The 18,081-nt window shown below is 69.7% G+C and carries 20 protein-coding genes and 3 pseudogenes; 8 read left to right on the forward strand and 15 right to left on the reverse strand.

Annotated features, from left to right (window positions below; genetic code table 11):
* Window positions 1-98: 98 nt before the first annotated feature.
* Window positions 99-875: a DUF3617 domain-containing protein gene (locus K6K41_RS21870; RefSeq protein ID WP_261402257.1), complete on the reverse strand. Its 777-nt coding sequence runs from the start codon at window positions 873-875 to the stop codon at window positions 99-101.
* 182 nt (window positions 876-1,057) lie between these two features.
* Between K6K41_RS21870 and ypfJ the strand changes: the two genes are divergently transcribed.
* Entirely contained in the window at window positions 1,058-1,960 is a 903-nt protein-coding gene (gene ypfJ / locus K6K41_RS21875; RefSeq protein ID WP_261402258.1) for a KPN_02809 family neutral zinc metallopeptidase, read from the forward strand.
* A gap of 125 nt (window positions 1,961-2,085) precedes the next feature.
* On the opposite strand, the gene K6K41_RS21880 is transcribed toward ypfJ, so the two are convergent.
* Entirely contained in the window at window positions 2,086-2,481 is a 396-nt protein-coding gene (locus K6K41_RS21880) for a hypothetical protein (RefSeq protein ID WP_261402259.1), read from the reverse strand.
* Window positions 2,482-2,645: 164 nt separating this feature from the next.
* Between K6K41_RS21880 and K6K41_RS21885 the strand changes: the two genes are divergently transcribed.
* On the forward strand, window positions 2,646-3,587 hold the full coding sequence (locus K6K41_RS21885) for a cation diffusion facilitator family transporter (RefSeq protein WP_261402260.1): 942 nt from the start codon (window positions 2,646-2,648) through the stop codon (window positions 3,585-3,587).
* Window positions 3,588-3,590: 3 nt separating this feature from the next.
* Here K6K41_RS21885 and K6K41_RS21890 read toward each other — a convergent pair whose 3' ends face one another.
* From K6K41_RS21890 to K6K41_RS21930, 9 genes and pseudogenes are all read right to left on the reverse strand, one after another.
* On the reverse strand, window positions 3,591-3,788 hold the full coding sequence (locus K6K41_RS21890) for a hypothetical protein (RefSeq protein ID WP_261402261.1): 198 nt from the start codon (window positions 3,786-3,788) through the stop codon (window positions 3,591-3,593).
* A gap of 159 nt (window positions 3,789-3,947) precedes the next feature.
* Window positions 3,948-4,232, reverse strand: coding sequence for a hypothetical protein (locus tag K6K41_RS21895; protein ID WP_261402262.1), 285 nt, complete (start codon window positions 4,230-4,232; stop codon window positions 3,948-3,950).
* A gap of 123 nt (window positions 4,233-4,355) precedes the next feature.
* Window positions 4,356-4,813, reverse strand: a pseudogene (locus tag K6K41_RS21900) (molybdenum cofactor biosynthesis protein MoaE).
* A 7-nt stretch (window positions 4,814-4,820) separates the two neighbouring features.
* Entirely contained in the window at window positions 4,821-5,072 is a 252-nt protein-coding gene (gene moaD / locus K6K41_RS21905) for a molybdopterin converting factor subunit 1 (protein WP_261402263.1), read from the reverse strand.
* Window positions 5,069-5,709, reverse strand: a pseudogene (gene pgsA, locus K6K41_RS21910) (CDP-diacylglycerol--glycerol-3-phosphate 3-phosphatidyltransferase). Before pgsA ends, moaD begins: the two are co-directional and overlap by 4 nt.
* Before the next feature lie 149 nt (window positions 5,710-5,858).
* Window positions 5,859-6,848, reverse strand: coding sequence for a zinc-dependent alcohol dehydrogenase family protein (locus K6K41_RS21915; protein ID WP_261402264.1), 990 nt, complete (start codon window positions 6,846-6,848; stop codon window positions 5,859-5,861).
* Window positions 6,849-6,915: 67 nt separating this feature from the next.
* Complete coding sequence (locus K6K41_RS21920; protein ID WP_261402265.1) at window positions 6,916-7,854, reverse strand: LysR family transcriptional regulator; 939 nt, start codon at window positions 7,852-7,854, stop codon at window positions 6,916-6,918.
* A 72-nt stretch (window positions 7,855-7,926) separates the two neighbouring features.
* Window positions 7,927-9,900, reverse strand: coding sequence for an excinuclease ABC subunit UvrC (uvrC, locus tag K6K41_RS21925; protein WP_261402266.1), 1,974 nt, complete (start codon window positions 9,898-9,900; stop codon window positions 7,927-7,929).
* A gap of 182 nt (window positions 9,901-10,082) precedes the next feature.
* Window positions 10,083-10,828: pseudogene (locus K6K41_RS21930) on the reverse strand (SDR family oxidoreductase).
* A 338-nt stretch (window positions 10,829-11,166) separates the two neighbouring features.
* Between K6K41_RS21930 and K6K41_RS21935 the strand changes: the two are divergent.
* From K6K41_RS21935 to lysM, 5 genes are all read left to right on the forward strand, one after another.
* Window positions 11,167-11,859, forward strand: a complete 693-nt coding sequence (locus K6K41_RS21935; protein ID WP_261402267.1) for an outer membrane protein — start codon at window positions 11,167-11,169, stop codon at window positions 11,857-11,859.
* A 232-nt stretch (window positions 11,860-12,091) separates the two neighbouring features.
* Entirely contained in the window at window positions 12,092-12,751 is a 660-nt protein-coding gene (locus tag K6K41_RS21940; protein WP_261402268.1) for an outer membrane protein, read from the forward strand.
* 230 nt (window positions 12,752-12,981) lie between these two features.
* Window positions 12,982-13,629 (forward strand): outer membrane protein, encoded by a 648-nt coding sequence (locus K6K41_RS21945; RefSeq protein WP_261402269.1) that lies wholly within the window; start codon window positions 12,982-12,984, stop codon window positions 13,627-13,629.
* Window positions 13,630-13,850: 221 nt separating this feature from the next.
* Window positions 13,851-14,435, forward strand: a complete 585-nt coding sequence (locus K6K41_RS21950) for an outer membrane protein (protein ID WP_261402270.1) — start codon at window positions 13,851-13,853, stop codon at window positions 14,433-14,435.
* A gap of 78 nt (window positions 14,436-14,513) precedes the next feature.
* On the forward strand, window positions 14,514-14,948 hold the full coding sequence (lysM, locus tag K6K41_RS21955; RefSeq protein ID WP_261402271.1) for a peptidoglycan-binding protein LysM: 435 nt from the start codon (window positions 14,514-14,516) through the stop codon (window positions 14,946-14,948).
* Between the two features lie 50 nt (window positions 14,949-14,998).
* Here the strand turns inward: lysM and K6K41_RS21960 are convergent, their stop codons facing one another.
* Entirely contained in the window at window positions 14,999-15,598 is a 600-nt protein-coding gene (locus K6K41_RS21960; protein ID WP_261402272.1) for a glutathione S-transferase N-terminal domain-containing protein, read from the reverse strand.
* 224 nt (window positions 15,599-15,822) lie between these two features.
* Entirely contained in the window at window positions 15,823-16,035 is a 213-nt protein-coding gene (locus tag K6K41_RS21965; protein WP_261402273.1) for a cold-shock protein, read from the reverse strand.
* Between K6K41_RS21965 and K6K41_RS21970 the strand changes: the two genes are divergently transcribed.
* Window positions 15,943-16,221: a hypothetical protein gene (locus tag K6K41_RS21970; protein WP_261405898.1), complete on the forward strand. Its 279-nt coding sequence runs from the start codon at window positions 15,943-15,945 to the stop codon at window positions 16,219-16,221. The two genes, K6K41_RS21965 and K6K41_RS21970, sit on opposite strands and share 93 nt — an antisense overlap.
* Here the strand turns inward: K6K41_RS21970 and K6K41_RS21975 are convergent.
* Both K6K41_RS21975 and K6K41_RS21980 read right to left on the reverse strand, forming a co-directional pair.
* Window positions 16,211-17,044 (reverse strand): 23S rRNA (adenine(2030)-N(6))-methyltransferase RlmJ, encoded by an 834-nt coding sequence (locus K6K41_RS21975; RefSeq protein WP_261402274.1) that lies wholly within the window; start codon window positions 17,042-17,044, stop codon window positions 16,211-16,213. The genes K6K41_RS21970 and K6K41_RS21975 overlap by 11 nt on opposite strands.
* A complete protein-coding gene (locus tag K6K41_RS21980; RefSeq protein WP_261402275.1) occupies window positions 17,041-17,988 on the reverse strand; it encodes a ribonuclease T2 family protein in 948 nt (315 codons plus the stop codon). Before K6K41_RS21980 ends, K6K41_RS21975 begins: the two co-directional genes overlap by 4 nt.
* Between the last annotated feature and the right edge of the window lie 93 nt (window positions 17,989-18,081).

Consider the following 18,081-nt stretch of genomic DNA (forward strand, 5'->3'; position numbering starts at 1 on the left):
GGCCTTCCCGCCGTCTTGGCGCCCTTCGCGGGTCACATCCGATCAATAGCTCGGCTTCAGCGGCCGGCGCGCTCGATTCGTCCGCCGCGCGTAAACGCTCAAGCGGAGTTCGATCCATGATGGACGGCGGAGGCGAAATTTTCTGGATTCTCAGCGCAGTGGCCGGCGTGATCATGCTCGGCGGCGGGCTCGCGCTGTCCATGGTGCGCGAGCGCGAGCTCACCGACGAGGAGCGCGCCGCTTCCGACGAGGCGACGCGCCGGCTCTACGCCGAAGAGGCCCGCGACGGGGCGCGGTGAGCAGGGCGTCCCCCTCGCCCTTGCGGGGAGGGGCCGACGGCGCGGCGCGTTGACGACTGCGCTCTGGTTCCTAGCGCCGCGAAGGGTTGACGTGCACCGTCTTGCCGTTCGGCAGGATGAGGTCGCCGGGGATCTGGCCGGGCTCGCAATCGCCGAGGCGGCGGTCTCGATCGCGGTCGAAAACGTGCGGTTGAGGCCCGCGTCGCCGCCGTCGCTGCGCATGGTGGTGAGGGCCTGGGCGCGCGCGTAAGTCTCGAAGTCGCCGGTGACGGTCACCTTGTTGTCGACCGAGAGACCGCCCGACGAGCACACCGCGCCGGCCGCATAGCCGTCGGCGGTGCGCTTGAAGTCGTTGTTCTTGCACGTCAGCACCGAGGTCAGCTGCAGCACCAGCCGGTCGGTCGCGGCGTCGATGCACTCTTTCGCGCCGGTGCGCCCGGCGTCCGTGATGGTCATCGTCTCCCAGAGGCCGGGCGCGCGCTTCGGCACGGACGAGATGTCGGCGGACGCGAGGCCCGGCGCGGCCATCAGGAGCGCTGCTGCGAGCGCGGTCCGGAGTCCGGCGGTCGGCGTCATGGCGAGTAAGCCCTCGGGTGCGAATCTTCTGCGGCCGCGCCGCATCGCCTGAAGCTGGAGCGCCGCGCGTCGCACGGCAATGGGATTTTGGACGCCCGCCGCGCGCTGCGCGTTTCCGAACCCTCACGGGCGCGCTATCTGCTCGTGACAAGGGGCCGAACCGCCTTGTCAGGGGATGCGCGATGCGCTGGGACGATTTTCGCCGGAGCGACAATGTCGACGACGTGCGCGGCGAGGGCGGCGGCGGCGGCTTCCGCTTCCCCGGCGGCGGAGGCGGCCTCGGCATCGGCGGCCTCATCGTCGTCGGCCTCGTCTCCTGGGCGCTCGGCGTCGATCCGCGACTGATCCTCGCCGGCATCGACGCGGTCCAGGGCGGCGGGGGCGGCGGCTACGAGCAGCAGGACCGGCCGCAGGGGCAGCGGCGCGAGCTCAGCCAGGCCGAGCAGCGCCAGGGCGAGTTCGTGCGCGCGGTGCTCGCCCAGACCGAGGACGTCTGGACCGAGATCTTCCGCGAGCAGGGCAAGCGCTACGAGGCGCCGCGGCTCACGCTCTTCAGCGGCCAGACGCGCTCGGCCTGCGGGCGGGCGGTCTCGGCCATGGGACCGTTTTACTGTCCGGGCGACCGCCGAGTCTATCTCGACACCGAGTTCTTCGACGAGCTCACCCAGAAGTTCCGCGCGCCCGGCGACTTCGCGCGCGCCTATGTCATCGCGCATGAGATCGGCCACCACGTGCAGAACCTCATCGGCGTGATGGACAGCGCGCAAGGGGCGCGCGAGCGGGCGCGTTCGGAGGAGGAGTCGAACGCGATCTCGGTCCGGATCGAGCTTCAGGCCGATTGCCTCGCGGGCGTCTGGGCCGCGCGCGCCGACGCCAAGTTCAACATTCTCGAACAGGGCGACGTCGAGGGCGCGCTGAAGGCCGCGAGCGAGATCGGCGACGACAAGCTGCAGCGGCGCTCGGGCGGCGAGGTGGTGCCGGACAGCTTCACCCACGGCTCGTCGGCGCAGCGCACCCAGTGGTTCAAGACCGGCCTGCAGAGCGGCGACATGCGCCGCTGCGACACCTTCAAGGCGCGCCTCTGACGCTCTTGTCCCGGGCTTGACCCGGGACCCAGAACCGACGGCGTGTCCCAGTTTTCGGGATGTTCGCCGCTCTTAGCTGCAGCCGCCTCGGTTCTGGGTCCCGGCTCAAGCCCGGGACAACGGCGCTACCTCTCGTCCAGCGCCCTGGCGCAGAGAATGTCGATGATCGTCACCGCGCCGACGATCGCGACGGCGGCGATCGCGGCGTTGCGCTTCGGGTTCGCTCGCGTAAGCGCGGGCGCGAGCGTCCAGAGGTCCATGGCGTCGCCCGCGACCCGCGCCCAGATCCACATCGACCGGCCGCGCCCGCGCCGCCAGCCGAACAGCCCGGCGCCGGTCGCCATCTCGCGCGCGCCGAAACCCTTCAGGAAGGTGTGGTTCTCCCGCAGGCCCACCGACTTCGCGAGCGCCCCGGGTCGCGCGAGCTCGAAGGCCGCGAGCGCGAGCTGGGCGAAGCCGAGGCCGGTGGCGTAGCGCTCGGCCTCGCGCTTCGACGGAACCTTCAGGACGGGCAGGGGCATGCGTGGGGTCTCCGGCGGCCGTGAAAGGGACACAGGGTTTGGCGCGCAGGCGCGGCGCGTCCAGAGGCGCGTCGGCTCACGCAGGGCTCGCGATCGCGTGATCGAGCGCTATGTCTCCCTCATGCGCGGCCTTGGCCGATCGCTCATCCCACCGGAGACGACGAATGGCGGCCAAGGGCTCGAAGGCGGTGATCTATGCGGCTCTTGCGGCCAATCTCGGCATCGCCGTCGCGAAGTTCGCAGCGGCCGCCTGGACCGGTTCGAGCGCGATGCTTTCGGAGGCGGTCCACTCCCTGGTCGACACCGCGAACCAGGGCCTGTTGCTGCTCGGGCTGAAGCGGGCGGCGCGACCGGCCGACGTCGACCATCCCTTCGGCCACGGCATGGAGGTCTATTTCTGGGCTTTCGTGGTGGCGCTGCTGATCTTCGCGCTCGGCGGCGCCGTCTCGATCCACCAGGGTTGGCGCAAGCTCTGGGCCCCCGAAGAGATGCACGATCCGTGGATCAATTTCGCCGTGCTCGGCGTCTCGATCGCGCTCGAGGCCTATTCGTTCAGCGTCGCGCTCAAGGAGCTTCGCGCGGTCGACGCCAAGGGCACGACGTTCGCGGCGATCCGCCGAAGCAAGGATCCCAATGTTTTCGCGGTGCTGTGCGAGGACGCCGCCGCGCTGGTCGGCCTCGTGATCGCGCTCGTCGGCGTCGGGCTCGCCTATCTTCTTGAGGCGCCGGCCTTCGACGCGCTCGCGTCGATCGCCATCGGCGTGCTGCTCGTGCTGGTCGCGATCTTCCTCGCGCGGGAGACGCTGAGCCTGATCACCGGCGAAAGCGCCTCGCCGGAGGTGCGGGCCGACGTTCGGCGCATCCTGGGAGCGGACGCTCGGGTCGTCTCGGTGCAGGAGGCGCTGACCATGCATCTTGGACCGACCGAGGTGCTGCTCGCGGCCTCGCTCGACTTGCGCGACGATCTCGACGGGGCGGCGGCCGAGGTGGCCGTGCGCGAACTCACCGCCGCGATCGAGGCCGCGCATCCGGAAATCACGCGGATCTTCCTGCGGCCGATCCAGACGCCGGCCGCGGGGCGAACGCCGCAGCTCGCGACGGCCTGAGGCTCAGACTTCCGGACGGCGCGCCGCCAGGCGACGGGCGAGGCGGGCCTCGAGGCTTTTTGCGCCGCGGACCTCTTCGGCGGAGGCGACGAGCTCGGCGAGGCGGCGCGGCTCGCCCGCAAGCGCGATCGCGATCAGCGCGCCGGCGTCGTGGGCGATGAGCGCGCCGATCCGCGACAGAATCGCGGCGCTTGGGATCATGGCGCAGAACCAGAGGCCCGGAATGGCGTGCAGCCCCCGCGCGGCGTGATCTTGACGAGATGGAGCAGGACCTCGAGCCCGGTCGAGACGCCGTAGAGGAAGGCGAGCGCGGTGAGATAGCCGAGCCCTTGTCGACGCCGAGCACCGTCGCGCCCTTGTTCATGACGCCCCAGGCGAAACCGCCGGCGACCAGCGCGCCGATGAGCCCCCAGCACAGCGCGACGATGAGGCGTAGAGCGCGGCCGTTTCGGGCATGCCGGCGCCCTTGAGCGCCGCTAGCCGCACCGGCGTCGTCTCCGGCATCAGCCAGGAGACCTGCGGAGCCATTCCGGGGATCGGACGCCAGAGGTCGTGGCCGAGCCCGAACGCGATCACGCCCGCGATCACGGCGAAACCCGTGACGATCAGGGCGGTGCTCGCGCGGAACGATGGGGCTCTACTCATAAAGCGATCGTAGGGCGGCCCGAGGCCCCAGGCGACGTTCATTTTTCGTTATGGTTAACGCCGCTTAACCATGCGCGTTAACGAAGGTTAAGCAAGGGCTTGTCCCGGGAGAGGCGCGGCCTCTCAGCCCGCCGTCCAGCGCGCCGCGGCGTCGTCGTCCGAGCCCTTGGCCGCGACCCACGCGGCGCCCTCGGCGGTCTCCTCGCGCTTCCAGAAGGGCGCCGAGGTCTTGAGATAGTCCATCAGGAACTCCGCCGCCTCGAAGGCCGCGCGGCGGTGGGACGCGACGGTCGCCACCAGCACGATCGGCTCGCCCGGCAGGATGCGGCCGTAGCGGTGGAGAACGAGCGAATCCGCAAGGCCGAAGCGCTGGCGCGCCTCCTGCTCGATGCGGCCGAGCTCTTCTTCGGTCATGCCCGGATAATGCTCGAGCGTCAGCGCCACCAGCCGGGCGCCCGAGTCGGCCCGGTCGCGGCAAAGTCCCGAAACGTCACGACAGCTCCGACGTCGGCGCGGCCGAGCGTCAGGCGCGCGGCCTCGTCGCCGAGGTCGAAGGGCTCTTCCTGAAGGCGGACGACCATCGCCGGCTCAGCCGCCCGTCATCGGCGGGAAGAACGCGATCTCGCGGGCGCCGGCGAGCGACGCGTCGGCCTTCACGTGGCGGCGGTCGATCGCTGCGCGGATCGAGGGGCCGGCCTCGAAGGCGTGGGCGTAGTTGGGGCCGCGCGCGCGCAGCCAGTCGATGAGTTCGGCCACCGTGCCGACGCCTGCGGGAAGCTCCGCCTCCTCGTCGGCGCGCCCGACGCGCTCGCGCACCCAGGCGAAATACATCAGTTTCATTCGGCCGGATCCTCGAGCACGAACCGCAGTCCCGCCCGGAAATAGTCATAGCCGGTGTAAAGCGTAAGGATCGCCGAGAACCACAGCAAAGCGAGGCCGATCTCGGTGTTGTGCGGCAGCACCTGGTCGCCGGCGGGGCCTGCGAGCAAGAAGCCGAGCGAAACGAGCTGCGCGGTCGTCTTCCACTTGGCGAGCTTGGTCACCGGCACCGAGACGCGCAGCTCCGCGAGGAACTCGCGAAGGCCCGAGACCAGCACCTCGCGGCACAGGATCACCACGCGGCCCAGAGCGACCAGCCCGTGATGGTGTTGATGGCGCAGAGCATCAGCAGGCAGGCCGAGACCAGCAGCTTGTCGGCGATCGGATCGAGCATCCGCCCGAGCGGGGAGGACTGGCCCCAGATGCGGGCGAGATAACCGTCGAGGAAGTCGGTCACGGCCGCGACGGTGAAGAGCGCGAGCGCGAGCCACCGGGCGGTGTCGCCGCCGACGAAGAGACAGGCGCAGACCATCGGCACGATGGCGATGCGGCCATAGGTCAGGAGGTTCGGAAGGCTCAGCGCGTGGTCGCGCGAGGGATTGGCCACGCGGCTTGCCCTGCGCGCGGGGGCCGGTTCGAAGTGGCTTTCGGTGCTCATGTCGGGACTGCGCAGTCTTCGGGCCGGCGACGATCAATTCCGCTCGACGTCACCATGCGGGCGGGCGCCGCGTCAACCGGAGACACGCGTCCGGGGCGACCGGGGCGTGATCCGGCGCCGCGCCGGACCGCGCCCCGATCGCGGCGGCGCTACATCGTCACCACGATCTTGCCGACCTGCTGGTTCGACTCCATGAAGCGGTAGGCCTCGACGATGTCGTCGAAACGGAAGCTCCTGGCGATCGCAGGCTTCAGCGCGCCCGACGCCAGTCCCTCGACCACGAAGGCCTTGGCCTTTTCGAGACGCTCGGGGTTCTGCGTCACCTCGTGAAGCTGGTAGCCGCGGATCGTCAGCATCTTGCCGAGCAGCGCCATCACCGAGACCGGCACGTCGCGGACGTCGAGCGCGCCGTACTGGAAGAAGATCCCGAAGGTCGAGAGGCTGTCGAGGATCTTGGCGACCTCCGGCCCGCCCACCGGATCGAACGCGACCCGCGCGCCCTTGCCGCCGGTGATCGTCGCGACCTCGGCGACGAGGTCCTGCTCTTCGGTGGCGATGACGTGCTTCGCGCCGGCGGCGATGAGGGCGTCGCGCTTGGCGCCGCCGCGCGTCAGCGCCACCGGGACCGCGCCCAGCATGTTGGCGATCTGGATCGCCGCGAGGCCGACGCTCGAGGAGGCGGCGCGGATCAGCACGACGTCGCCGGCCTTGACGTCCGCGATGTCCACGAGCGCGCCATAGGCGGTGACGAACATCATCCAGGTGGCGGCGGCCTCTTCCCAGCTGAGGTTCTCCGGGTGCTTCACCACGCCGAAGGCCGGCGCGTTGACGAGTTCGCCGTGGAGGCCGAATTCGCCCAGCGTGAAGCAGGGCACGACGCTGACCTTGTCGCCGATCGCGAACCCCTCGACGCCGGGGCCGAGCTTCTCGACGACCCCCGACGCCTCGTAGCCGTTGAGCGCCGGAAAGACCGGGTCGCTCACATAGGTCCCGGTGCGGAACATCACCTCGGCGCGGTTGAGGCCGAGCGCCTTGGTCTCGATCCGGATCTCGCCGGCCTTCGGGTCCGGAACCTCTACGTCCTCGATCTTGAGAACCTCGGGCTCGCCGATTTCGTGGAAGCGGATGACGCGGCTCATGGCTGGGCTCCTCGTGTCGGTCGTCAGTTGCGGTGCGACGTGAGGTAAGCTGGCGGCGATTGCGCGACTATGCGTTCAAAACTGCTTGGGGAGGTGAGGCGGGCTCATCAATCGCGCGGCTGCGCCGCTTCACGAAGTCGATGAAGGCGCGCATGCCGAAGGAGAGGTTCGCGCGGCCGGGATAATAGAGGAAGAAGCGGATCGGGCCGGTGCGCCAGTCGGGCAGGATCTCGACGAGCCGGCCGGCCGCGACATGGGCGCGGCCCTGCGCCTCGAACATGTAGCCGACGCCCGCGCCCGCGAGCGTGGCGTCGAGCACGAGGTCCATGTCGTCGAAGGTGAGCGTCGCGGCCGGCTCGACCTCGATCGGCGCGCCGTCGCGCCGGAACCGCCACAGGAACGGCTTTCCGCTCGGGAAGCGATAGGCGACGCAGGAGTGGCCCTTGAGGTCCGCCGGATGGAGCGGCGGCGGATTTTCCGCGAGATAGCCGGGCGCGGCGTAGGCGGCGTAGCCGAGCCACGGGCCGATCGGCGTCGCGATCATGTCTTCGGCGATCAGCTCCCCGTGCCGCACGCCGGCGTCGAATCCGGCCGCCACCACGTCGTCGAGCTGGTCGCTGCCGGCGACCTCGATCCGCATGCCGGGATGGAGGCGGACGAAGTCGGCGATCACCTCGCCGACCGCGAGCCGCATGGCCTGACGCGGCGCGTTGATGCGCAGCGTCCCGCGGGGGGCGTCGCGGAACTGGTTGAGGTCCTCGATCGCCGCGTCGATGCCGTCGAAGGCGGGGCCGAGGCTTTCGAACAGCCGCTGGCCGGCCTCGGTCAGCGCGACGCTGCGCGTCGTCCGGTTGACGAGCTTGAGTGAGAGCCGGTCCTCGAGCTGCCGCAGCGAGTGGCTTACGGCCGAGGGCGAGACGCCGAGCTCGACCGCGGCCCGGCGAAAACTGCGGCGCCGGGCGATTGCGACGAAAGCGGCGAGCTCGGGAAAATTATGCGCCGGCATCGGTGAGCCCAACTCACGAGAGGGCCCGTGATAGCTGAGCCTCGTGGCGTGGTCGAGCAAAGCGAGGCGCTCTTAGCCTTTGCCGTCGTGAAAATGGTCGTAGACCGCCTTCGCCACCGTCTTGCTGACCCCGGGCGCCTTTTCGAGGTCCGACAGCCCGGCCCGCGCCACCGCCTTGGCGGTTCCGAAATGGGCGAGCAGAGCGCGTTTGCGCGACGGGCCGATGCCCTCGATCTCGTCGAGCGGGTTCGCCACGAACTCCTTCGAGCGCTTGGCGCGGTGGAAGCCGATGGCGAAGCGGTGGGCCTCGTCGCGCAGGCGTTGCAGATAGTAGAGGACCGGGTCCTTCGGCGGCAGGCGGAACGGCGTCTTGCCGGCCATGAAGAAGGTCTCGCGCCCGGCCTCGCGGTCGACGCCTTTCGCTACCCCGACAAGCGGCACCTGGGCGTCGAGCCCGAGCTCGGCCAGCGTCTCGCGCGCGGCGGTGAGCTGCCCCTGTCCGCCGTCGATCAGCACGAGGTCGGGCCAGGGCGGGGCGTTGTCGGGCGCCTTGCCGTTCTCGTCTTTGGGCGATTCCTTCTGCAGCCGCTGGAACCGGCGTCGCAGCACCTGCCGCATCATCGCGGTGTCGTCGCCGGCGGAAAGCTCCTCGGGGCGGATGTTGAACTTGCGATAGTGGTTCTTCGAGAACCCCTCCGGCCCGGCCACGATCATTCCGCCGACCGCCGCCGTCCCCATAATGTGGCTGTTGTCGTAGACCTCGATGCGGGCGGGCGGCGAGGGCAGTCCGAAGGCCTCGGCCACCCCCGCCAGCAGCCGCGTCTGGGTCGAGGTCTCGGCGAGCCGGCGGCCGAGCGCCTCGCGGGCGTTGTCGTGGGCGCGGACCACTAGCTCGCGCTTCTCGCCGCGCATGGGGACCGCGACCTCGACCTTGCGGCCGGTCTTGATGGTCAGCGCCTCCGAAAGCAGCGCGCGGTCCTCGACGTCCTCGGAAAGCAGCACGAGGCGCGGCGCCTCCTCGGCGTCGTAGAACTGCGCGAGAAACGAGCCCAGCACCTCGCGCGGCTCCATGCTGCGGTCGGCCTTCGGGAAGTAGGCGCGCGCGCCCCAGTTCTGGTAGGCGCGGAAGAAGAACGCCTCGATGCAGGTCTGCCCGCCCTCGGCGTGGATGGCGAAGACGTCGGCCTCCTCGACGTCGCGCGGGTTCACGCCCTGGCTCGACTGGATGGCCGCGAGCGCCGCGATGCGGTCGCGATAGACGGCGGCGCGCTCGAAATCGAGCGCTTTGGAAGCGCTCGCCATCGCCTCGTTCAGCTCGCGCTTCACCCGGTCGGACTTGCCGGTGAGGAAGTCGCGCGCCTCGTCGACCAGCAATCCGTAGTCATCGATCGAGATCTCGCCGGTGCAGGGGGCCGAGCAGCGCTTTATCTGGTGGAGCAGGCACGGGCGCGTCCGGCGCTCGTAATAGCTGTCGGCGCAGGAACGGAGCAGGAACGCGCGCTCCAGCGCGTCGATCGTGCGCCCGACCGCCCCGGCGGACGCGAAGGGCCCGAAGTAGTCGCCCTTGCGGTTGCGCGCGCCGCGGTGCTTGGCGATCTGCGGCGCCGCGTGGTCCATCGCGATCAGGATGTAGGGGAACGACTTGTCGTCCCGCATCAGCACGTTGTAGCGGGGCCGCAGCCGCTTGATGAGGTTGGCCTCGAGCAGCAGCGCCTCGGTCTCGGTCTCGGTGGAGACGAACTCCATCGAGCAGGTCTCGGCGATCATCCGCGAGATGCGGGTGTTGTGCCCGACGCCGCGCGCGTAGTTGGCGACGCGCTTCTTCAGCGAGCGCGCCTTGCCGACGTAGAGAACCTCGCCCTTGCCGTCGAACATCCGGTAGACGCCCGGCCCGTTCGGCAGGTGGCGGAGCTGCGCCTTGATGACCTCCGCGCCGCGCTTGAGGCTCTCGGGCGCGGCGTCGAGCTCGGCCTCGGCGGTCTCGATCTCGCGCTCCTCGACGATGTCGTCGTCGGGCTCGAGGGGAGGGCGGTCCTGTTCGGTCATTGAAACGAATCTAGTCGTGGCGAGGCCGCGCCGCGAGGGCGGAAAGGGAACTGCGCGCTTCGAGACGTTCGGCTTGCGCCAAGCTCCTCAGCATGAGGACCGCTGAGGAGCCGACTTCCTCGTCATGCTGAGGAGCCTGCGAAGCAGGCGTCTCGAAGCACGCACTATCGTCGCCGGCTTGTTCAGTCGATGGCGTCGGCTGTGCGCCAGGCGAGATGCTGGCCGGCGTCCACCGGGATCATGGCCCCGGTGACGCTGCGCGCGCCGAGGAGATACAGCGCCGCGTCGGCGATGTCCTCCGGGCTCGGGCCGCGGCCCATCGGGTCGCGGCGGCCTGCGCGGCGAACTGGTCCTGCGACTGGCGCGGGTTCGGCAGGGTCGGCCCCGGCCCGACCGCGACGACCCGTACCTTCGGCGCGAGCGCCTGGGCGAGCGTGGTGGTCGCGGTCAGGAGCGCGGATTTCGACAGCGTGTAGGAGATCGCGCGCGGCGTGAGCTTCAGCACGCGCTGGTCGACGATGTTGACCACGCACGGATCGAGGCCCTCGGGCGCCTGCGCCGCGAAGGCTTCGGCGAGGAACACCGGCGCGCGCAAGTTCAGCGCCATCTGCCGGTCCCACAGATCCGCGTCGAGCGACCCGACCGCGTCCTCCTCGAAGGACGACGCGCAATTGACGAGCGCCGACAGAGGACCAAGCGCCGCGACAGCCGCCGAGACGAGCCGCGCGGGAGCCGCGGGATCGCACAGGTCCTCGGCGAAGGTCTCGGCGCGTCCGCCGGCCGCGCGGATCTCTTCGGCCAGCGCGCCTGCGTCGCCGCGCGAGGATCGGCAGTGCAGCGCGACGGCGTAGCCCGCCGCCGCAAGCCGTCGCGCGATCGCGGCGCCGATGCGCCTGCCGGCGCCGGTGACGAGAGCCGCGCCGCTCACGAAAACGTTCCGGGGCGCGCCGCCGCCCCGTTGCTCTGTCGCTTCATCGACGTCCGACCTGTCCTGCGCATGGCCGGGCTTATACGCGAGACGCGCGCCGCGGGACGCAAATTTCCAGAAGAATCAACGTCGGCCGGCCGGTCACGTCCGCGAGAGGCCATGGCGTCGACGCGGGCGCGCCACAATCGGGAGTCTATCCGTCTCAGACCGTTGCTCTTTTTCGCAGGGGTCCGGCGGCCTGCGCGTGGAACCAAACGATGGGATCAACGTTGATGAGCCGATCGACCTTCGGGGGTCTGTGTCGCGCTTTAAAAGTCGCGACGTCGGAGTCGAACTGGATGTTTCGCAAGATTTGGCTCTCGGGCGCCGCGGCGCTCATGACGGCGGGGGCGGCGCAGGCCGCCGACATGCCGTCGTTGGAGCCGGTCGCCCCCGTCGCCGTTCCGTCGTTCTCTTGGTCGGGCGCCTATGTCGGCGTCCAGGGCGGCTACGACTGGTTCAAGGCCGACGCCCGCGGCGGCGGCGTCTCGCCCACGACCCGGCCCGAAGGTTTCACGATCGGCGGCTACGCCGGCTACAACCACCAGTTCGACGGCTCGCCGCTTGTCCTCGGCGCAGAAGCCGACATCAACTATTCCGACGCGCGGGACAGCCGCGTGACGAGCGCCTTCACGGGTCTCCCCAACGCGCGGCTGCGCGAGGAGATGAAGTGGACCGGCGCCGTGCGCGGCCGGCTCGGCTACGCCTTCGACCGCTTCCTCGTCTATGGCGCGGCCGGCGTCGCCTTCGCCGACCGAGAGCTCAGCGCCCGCGGGGCCGCGGGCGGCTCGGACGACACCGTCGCGGTCGGCTGGACCATCGGCGGCGGCGTCGAGGCCGCGCTCACCGACAACGTCACGGCGCGCGTCGAGTATCGCTACTCCGATTATGGCGCCGACACGTTCAGCGTTGCCGGCACCCGCATCAAGTCAGAGGCGACCGACAACCGGGTTCTTCTTGGACTCGGATACAAGTTTTCGACCGGTTGGTGACAATCTTTGCAAGACGAGATTGTGTCACTTTCTGGCCATTTGAGAGACGAAAGGTGGGCGATGAGCCCATTATCGGGGCCGCGAAAAGGTCTGCGCGGTTAAATCGGGGTTAAGGAACGGAAGTCACTGTCACCCGATAGCCACGGACTCTGTTTTGTGGCGATGGCAGGCTATCCGCTCGACTGCTCCGGCGTTAATTTGGGGCAACCAAACAAACTTAGGACTTGAGACAATGATCCGTCACATCGCTCTCGGGGTAGCCTCGGCCGCCGCTCTCGCTCTCGCCGTTCCGGCCGCTCAGGCGGCGGATCTTCCTGCCTACGAGCCGGCCCCCGCGGTCGTCGCTCCGGTGCCGTCCTTCAGCTGGTCGGGCCCCTATATCGGCGCCCAGGTCGGCCACGGCTGGCAGCGCGCCGTGAACCAGAAGTCGAACGGCTGGATGCTCGGCGGCTTCCTCGGCTACAACTACCAGTTCGACGCCTCGCCGGTCGTCGTCGGCGTCGAGACCGACTTCAACTGGAGCGATCAGGACGGCCGCAAGGCCGCCCGCGGCGGCACCACCCGCACCAACTCCGACTGGAACGGCGCGACCCGCGCCCGCGTCGGCTACGCCTGGGATCGCGTGCTGGTCTACGGCGCGGCCGGCCTCGCCTACGCCGATCGTGAGGTCAAGCGTTCGCCCGGCGGCAAGGACAGCAAGACCGCGACCGGCTGGACCGTCGGCGGCGGCGTCGACGTCGCGGTCACCGACAACGTCTTCGTGCGCGGCGAGTATCGCTACACCGACTACGGCAAGGACACGTTCCGTCTGCCGAACTCGTCGCTCAAGTCCTCGGCCACCGAGCATCGCGTGATGGGCGGCCTCGCGGTCAAGTTCGACTCGCCGTTCTGATCCGGCGGGCGGCCGCAGCGGCCGCCGCAGCCTCAAAATCGAGAACCCCGCGACGAAAGTCGCGGGGTTTTTGTTTAGGGCGGGTCAAGCTTTACGCCTCGCTAATGTTTGGCCGGTAAATTGACGAGGTCGCCGGGGGGCTTTGTGCATCGCCCCTGTCCGGCGCCGCGTTTCGTTTGTTCCGTCGCGTTCCGGACCTCCCCCGTCCGGATGAGTGCTGAGGTTTCGTCATGTTGCGTATCGTGTCCCTGGCGGCCGCCGCCGTCGTCTTCGCCGCCCCGGCCTTCGCCGCGGACCTCCCGGCCTACGAGCCCGCGCCGGCCTACGCCGCGCCCGCTCCCGCCTCCACCTGGACCGGCGGCTATGTCGGCGCCCAGGCCGGCTACGGCTGGAAGCGCTCCGACAACAAGAACGGCCGCCCCAACACCCAGCCGGACGGCGCGGTGGTTGGCGGCTACGCCGGCTATGATTACCAGTTCGAGGGTTCGCCGGTCGTCGCCGGCGTCGACACCGACCTGAACTACAACACCGGCTCTGACCGCAATGGCCGCGTGCGCAACGAGCTCAAGTGGTCGGGCGCGACCCGCGCCAAGATCGGCTATGGCATGGACCGCGTGATGGTCTATGGCGCGGCCGGCGTCGCCTACGGCGAAGTCAAGACCAAGGTCGGCCCGTCCTCCGACAGCAAGACCGCGGTCGGCTACACGGTCGGCGGCGGCGTCGAGACGATGATCGCCGACAACGTCACGGCCCGCGCCGAGTATCGCTACAACGACTACGGCACGGACAAGTTCAAGGCCGGCGGCGGCTCGATGAAGTCGAACCTCACCGAGAACCGCGTCACCGCGGGCGTCGCCTACAAGTTCGGCGGCTGGTGAGATCGGCCTGGCTTCCTTAAAGGGAGCAAGGTCTCGTGATCGGAAGGGCCTCGCGCGGAAAACCGCGCGGGGCCTTTTCGCGTCCTGAGGGTCGTTAACGCTCTGTTGACTCCGTCGACTCTTAATCGTCCGCGAAACGATCCGTTAACCCGATGGTCGCGCCTTGCGGGCGAGGCTTGGCGGATCAGACGGGCCGGTCGCGCCCGCCATCCGGACGGTTCATGACGGCTTCCGCGCTCAGATCTCTTGGCTTCAGGTCTCTTGGCCTTTGTCTCGCGCTTGTCTCGCCGGCTGCGGCCGCGGACCTGTCCGAGGCGGCCGCAGACCGCTGGACCGGGCCCTGGGTCGGCGTGATCGTCGGCGCGGGAGACCTCGGCGGATCGGGCGCGCTCGGCGGCGTCGCGGGCGGCTATGCGGCTCAGTTCGACAATCTCGTGATCGGGGCCGAGGGCGAAGTCTCCTTCGGCGGCCTCGACGGGCGCAGGCTCGGCGGCCGCTATGAGGTCGAGGCCTTCGGCGCGATCCGGGCGCGGGTCGGCTACGCCTTCGACCGCTTCGTCGCGTTCGGGACGGCGGGCGTCGCCTTCGCCTCGGCGGAGTTCGCGCGCGGCGGCGAGCGCGACCGCCGGACCCAGCTCGGCTGGACGGTCGGCGGCGGCGTCGAGGTCGCGATCACCGGGGCGCTGTCGGCGCGCGCCGAATATCTCTACGTCGATCTCGACCGGGACGGCTTCGACGTTCCGGGCGGCGCCTCGATCGGCCCGTCGGGCGGGCTCGCGCGGTTCGGCCTCAACTATCGCTTCTGACGCGCCGAAGGTCCTCTACCCCGAGTCCCGCCTCGCCCTAGACTACCTCGCGCCAGACACCAAACGGGGGCAGGATCCATGGGCGTTTTCGACTTCATCAAGGACGTGGGCGAGAAGCTCTTCGGCGCGAGCGAGGCCAAGGCCGCGCCCGCCGACAAGATCAAGGAAGAGCTGGCCAAGCACGGTCTCGACGGCGACGACGTGAAGGTCACGGTCGACGGCGACACCGTGAAGATCGAGGGCGCGGCACCCTCTCAGGAGATCCGCGAGAAGATCATCGTGGCGGCCGGCAACACGCTCGGCGTCTCGAAGGTCGAGGAGAACCTCACGGTCGCCGGCGGCGCCAAGGAGCCGAAGTTCTACACGGTGAAGAAGGGCGACACGCTGTCGGCCATCGCCCAGTCGCAACTCGGCAAGGCCAACCGCTATCCGGAGATCTTCGAGGCCAACAAGCCGATGCTGACGCATCCGGACAAGATCTATCCGGGCCAGAAGCTCCGCATTCCGGAGTGAAATGACGTGACGGGAGCGGGACGGCGCGAGGCCGCTCCGCTCCCTGTTCTTCAGTGCGGCGCGGTCTTGTCGTAAGCGGGAACCGCCGCCCGGAAGGCGTCGAGCCAGGCGACGAGCCCGGGATGGGTCGCTCGCCAACCGCCCTCGAAGCGCAGGTCGAGATAGCCGAGCGCGCAGGCGGTCGCGATCGCGCCGACCGTGGTCTCGACGGCGGGCGGAGCCGCCTCGATCGCCGCGAGCGCCCGCGTCACCTTGCCGGACTGCGACTCCAGCCAGCGCTCGGAGCGCTTGTCGGGCTCGCGAAGCCGCGCCTCGTAGATCTGGAGCAGGGCGGCGTCCATCAGCCCGTCGGCGAGCGCCTGCAGTCGAAGCGCGGCGAAGCGGGCCGCAGGCTCGGCCGGGATCAGTCGTCCGCCGCCTGCGAGATGGTCGAGATATTCAAGGATCACCCGGCTGTCGAAGAGGACGAGGCCGTCCTCGAGCACGAGCGCCGGGATCTTGCCGAGCGGATTGAGGGCGCGGATCGGGTCGTCCGGGTTCATCGTGTCGGTCGCCACGATCTCGATCCGGTCCGACAGTCCGAGCGCCGCCGCGGCGATCTTGACCTTGCGGCCGAAGGGCGAGGGCGGAGAAGACCGCAGAACGAGCATGGCCGAAACCTCCGTCATGGACCGAAGAAGCCGCGCGCCGGCGAGGCGCGTCGCGCGCCGCCCTCATGCCCGAGACGCGTCCCGGACGCCATGACTTTCTGAAGCTGCGGCGCGGCTGGAAGGCCGACGCGCAAAAGGCGACGCTCATCGGCCCGATGGGGCGCGGACGAGACGTCGGCTTCTCGCACGAATGGCCAGGGCGGCCTTGGGCCGCCCCCGGCCGGTCAGCCCACCGTGATGTTGACGGCCTTGGGGCCCTTGCCCTTGCGGTCTGGCTCGACGTCGAACGAGACCTGCTGGCCTTCCGACAGCGTCGCGAGGCCCGAACGGGTCACTGCGGAGACATGAACGAAGATGTCCGTCCCGCCATCGTCCGGCTTGATAAAGCCGTAACCCTTTTCAGTGTTGAAGAATTTAACCGTACCGCTCTGCGCCATCGAAGTTCCCCAAGCAGTCTGCCGGAGCAAGCTTTCTCTCCTCCGGCCGGCGCCGCCCCCGCGCGCCGTCTGGCCCGGCGAGCCAAAAACTCGACCGAACGCTACTTGGTAACGATATCGCCCGCGAGATGGCAAGGCGAAAAAATGGCGCTTTTGCCGCTCAAACGCCTCATTCCTAAACGCTGAGCGCCTCAATCTGCGCCTCGGCGCCTTCAGCTTGCGCGAGCGCCCGCGCAATCTCAGGGAGCCCAGCCGTCAATTCGTCCGCGAGCGTCCATGGCGGGTTGGCGATCACAAGTCCGGAACCTGCGAGCGTTTTGGGGTCGCGGGCGGCGCGGACCAGCAGGCGGACGTCCAGAAGCTTCGGCACGCCGGCCTCGGCGAGCGGCTTGAGGAAGGCGGCGTCGGCGCGCTGATCCTTGATTGGGCGCCACAGCGCATAGGTTCCGGTCGGCCAGATGCGGTGCGCCTTCAGGAAGGCCTCGGCCATGCGGCCATGTTCGCCCGTCTCCTCGAAGGGCGGGTCGACCAGCACGAGGCCGCGGCGCTCGCGCGGCGGCAGCCAGGCGCCGAGCGCCGTCCAGCCGTCGATCTCGGTGACCTTCGCGCGCCGGTCGCGCCCGACGACGTCGACGAGCGCGGCGACGTCCTTTGGATGCTTCTCGCAGAGCCGCAGCCGGTCGCCGGCGCGCGCGAGGCGCAGGACGATCTCGGGCGAGCCGGGATAGAGGGTCGGGCCAAGCTCGGCGAGCACCGCCCGCCACGGCGCGAGCAGCGTCTCGGCCGCCTCGCCGAGCCTCTTGTCGCGCAGGCGCCCGACGCCGTTGCGCCATTCGCCGGTGCGCTCGGCCTCCTCGCCCGAAAGGTCGTAGATCCCGACGCCCGCATGGGTGTCGAGATAGCTCCAGGGAGCGTCCTTCAGATTGAGATGCGCGACGATCTTGGCCAGCACGACGTGCTTCAGCACGTCGGCGAAGTTGCCCGCATGGAAGGCGTGGCGATAGTTCACGCCGCGTCCGGCTCGTCCTCTGCCGGCGGCGGCAGCATCACGACGAAGTCCTTCGAGCAGGGCTCGAGCACGCTCCAGACGCCGGTGAAGCCCGGCTCCAGCACCAGCGCGTCGCCGGGGCCGAGCGGCACGGGCTCGCCGTCGTCCGGGATCACGACGCAGCGGCCGGAGCGAAGTCGGCACCATTCCCATTCGTCATAGGCGATCTTCCAGGAGCCTTCCGTCGCCTCCCAGACGCCGGTGATCAGGCGTCCGTCCGGCGCCTCGTAGTGGACGGCGGTGCGGAAGGTCGGAGAGCCTTCGACGACGCGCTCGGCCGGAGGAACGCTCTCCTCCCAGATCTCGATGACGTCGGGGCGGTGCAGCCGCATGGCGGCGGTCGCGTCGTGGTCCATCAGCGGGCTCCTGAGGCCGGCACCGAGACGCGCGAGGCGCGGCAGGCGGCGGTCGACGTCGGCGCAGGGGCGAAAGGCGAGGTCCTTGGTCAGGCAGACCCTGACCTCCTGCATGTCGCCGTCGCGGCACTGGACCGCGATCCCCGACGGCTTCATGCCGGGATTGGCGTCGATGAAGGCGCGTTCGACGTCGGCGGGCGAGACGTCGCGCTCGCGGTCGGCGCTCATGAAGTCGGCCGGCGTCTTCACCTTGGCGGCCGCGGCCCGGACCGTGTCGAAATAGGCTCGCGGGTCGAGCCCCGAACAGGTTCCGTGCTTGCGCCACTCGTGCCGCACGAGCCCCGGGCTCGGCATGACGTCGAGCATGTCGTCGACCTGCGCGCGGGTCGGGAAGCGGCCCGTCACCCGGCAGTCGCTCGGGAAGCCGCGCTCATATTGCGGCCAGAGCCCGTGCACCACGAAGGCGAAGCGCTTTGACAGGCCGCATTGGGTCGGGTCCGGACGGTCGGACTGGGCGCAGTAGGTCGGAGACCACGACAGCGACAGCACGTAGAAATCGAACTCGCCGGCCTGGTGGCCGCCGCGGGACTGCGCCCGGCCGGGCCCGCGAGCGCAAGCGCGGCCGCGAGCGCGAGCCCGAAA

The sequence above is a fragment of the Chenggangzhangella methanolivorans genome (genome assembly GCF_019797865.1).
GTDB classification, from domain to species: Bacteria; Pseudomonadota; Alphaproteobacteria; order Rhizobiales; family Methylopilaceae; genus Methylopila; species Methylopila methanolivorans.

Bases quoted from the DNA above. Each gene is read 5' to 3' on its own strand.
- lysM (WP_261402271.1), top strand. From the start codon at position 14,514: ATGGGCGTTTTCGACTTCATCAAGGACGTGGGCGAGAAGCTCTTCGGC.
- ypfJ (WP_261402258.1), top strand. From the start codon at position 1,058: ATGCGCTGGGACGATTTTCGCCGGAGCGACAATGTCGACGACGTGCGC.
- K6K41_RS21920 (WP_261402265.1), bottom strand. From the start codon at position 7,854: ATGCCGGCGCATAATTTTCCCGAGCTCGCCGCTTTCGTCGCAATCGCC.
- K6K41_RS21915 (WP_261402264.1), bottom strand. From the start codon at position 6,848: ATGAGCCGCGTCATCCGCTTCCACGAAATCGGCGAGCCCGAGGTTCTC.
- K6K41_RS21940 (WP_261402268.1), top strand. From the start codon at position 12,092: ATGATCCGTCACATCGCTCTCGGGGTAGCCTCGGCCGCCGCTCTCGCT.
- K6K41_RS21960 (WP_261402272.1), bottom strand. From the start codon at position 15,598: ATGCTCGTTCTGCGGTCTTCTCCGCCCTCGCCCTTCGGCCGCAAGGTC.
- uvrC (WP_261402266.1), bottom strand. From the start codon at position 9,900: ATGACCGAACAGGACCGCCCTCCCCTCGAGCCCGACGACGACATCGTC.
- K6K41_RS21895 (WP_261402262.1), bottom strand. From the start codon at position 4,232: ATGAGTAGAGCCCCATCGTTCCGCGCGAGCACCGCCCTGATCGTCACG.
- moaD (WP_261402263.1), bottom strand. From the start codon at position 5,072: ATGAAACTGATGTATTTCGCCTGGGTGCGCGAGCGCGTCGGGCGCGCC.
- K6K41_RS21965 (WP_261402273.1), bottom strand. From the start codon at position 16,035: ATGGCGCAGAGCGGTACGGTTAAATTCTTCAACACTGAAAAGGGTTAC.
- K6K41_RS21970 (WP_261405898.1), top strand. From the start codon at position 15,943: ATGAACGAAGATGTCCGTCCCGCCATCGTCCGGCTTGATAAAGCCGTA.
- K6K41_RS21890 (WP_261402261.1), bottom strand. From the start codon at position 3,788: ATGATCCCAAGCGCCGCGATTCTGTCGCGGATCGGCGCGCTCATCGCC.
- K6K41_RS21870 (WP_261402257.1), bottom strand. From the start codon at position 875: ATGACGCCGACCGCCGGACTCCGGACCGCGCTCGCAGCAGCGCTCCTG.
- K6K41_RS21880 (WP_261402259.1), bottom strand. From the start codon at position 2,481: ATGCCCCTGCCCGTCCTGAAGGTTCCGTCGAAGCGCGAGGCCGAGCGC.
- K6K41_RS21885 (WP_261402260.1), top strand. From the start codon at position 2,646: ATGGCGGCCAAGGGCTCGAAGGCGGTGATCTATGCGGCTCTTGCGGCC.
- K6K41_RS21935 (WP_261402267.1), top strand. From the start codon at position 11,167: ATGTTTCGCAAGATTTGGCTCTCGGGCGCCGCGGCGCTCATGACGGCG.
- K6K41_RS21950 (WP_261402270.1), top strand. From the start codon at position 13,851: ATGACGGCTTCCGCGCTCAGATCTCTTGGCTTCAGGTCTCTTGGCCTT.
- K6K41_RS21945 (WP_261402269.1), top strand. From the start codon at position 12,982: ATGTTGCGTATCGTGTCCCTGGCGGCCGCCGCCGTCGTCTTCGCCGCC.